Source organism: Kitasatospora sp. NPDC057512, from assembly GCF_042802135.1.
In the GTDB taxonomy this organism is placed as follows: domain Bacteria; phylum Actinomycetota; class Actinomycetes; order Streptomycetales; family Streptomycetaceae; genus Kitasatospora.
Map to the genome: position 1 here is coordinate 1 of NZ_JBHVET010001303.1, position 1,022 is coordinate 1,022.

1 protein-coding gene is annotated in these 1,022 nt (G+C 76.9%); it reads left to right on the forward strand.

Translation table 11 applies throughout. The annotated features are described in order from the left end of the window. Window positions 1–1,022: beta-ketoacyl reductase (locus tag ACFU6K_RS39635; protein ID WP_380671618.1), on the forward strand; the 1,022-nt coding region annotated here is incomplete at both ends.

Below are 1,022 nucleotides of genomic sequence, written 5' to 3' on the forward strand. Positions count from 1 at the left end.
ATCGGCGCCTGCGTCGCGCGCTGGCTCGCCGAGCGGGACACCCCGCGCGTCGTGCTGACGAGCCGCTCCGGCCCGTCCGCGGAGGGGGCGGTGGAACTCGCGGCCGCGATGGCGGCCGCCGGGACGGCCGTCGACATCGTCAGCTGCGACACCGGCGTCCGCCGGGACGTCACCGACCTCGTCGCCCGGATCGAGGCCACCGGACCGGGCCTGTCCACCGTCCTGCACTCGGCCAACACCGGCTACCTGGCCCGGGTCGAGGACACCACCAGGGAGGGCCTGGCGGCGGCGCTCAGCGCCAAGGCCGCCGGGGCCACCTACCTGGACGAGGCGACGGCCGCGCTGGACGTGGACGAGTTCGTGCTGTTCTCGTCGATCTCGGCGACCTGGGGGAGCAACGACCACGGCCCGTACGCGGCGGGGAACGCCTTCCTGGACGGCCTGGCCGAGGACCGCCGGGCCCGGGGCCTGCCGGGCACCTCGATCGCCTGGGGCGTCTGGGACTCCCGGGACTGGGACGCGGTCGACGACCTGATGGACCACAGCCCCGGCCGGGTGACGCCCCGACGGCTCCGTCGGCAGGGGATGAACTTCCTGGAGACCGAACGGGCGCTGACGGCGCTGGACCAGACCCTCGCGGACGACGAGACCTTCATCGCGCTCGCCGACGTGACCTGGGAGAAGTTCGCGCCGGTGTTCCGCGCGGCGCGCCCCCGCCCGCTGCTGGACGCCATCCCCGAGGCCCGGGAGCAGGAGGACCGGGGCCCGGCCGCCGCCGGGTCGGACCGGTCGGCCGAGGCCACCGGCGAACTCTTCCGCGCCCTCGCCGGCCTGACCGCGGCCGAGCGCCGCCGCGCCGTGGTGGAGCTGGTCCGCGCGCACGCCGCCGCCGTCCTCGGCCACGGCACCGCGGCCGAGGTCCCGACCACGCGCGCCTTCCGGGAACTGGGCTTCGACTCGCTGACCGCCGTCGAGCTGCGCAACCGGCTGGGCGGCGCCGCGGGCGTCCGGCTGCCGGCCAC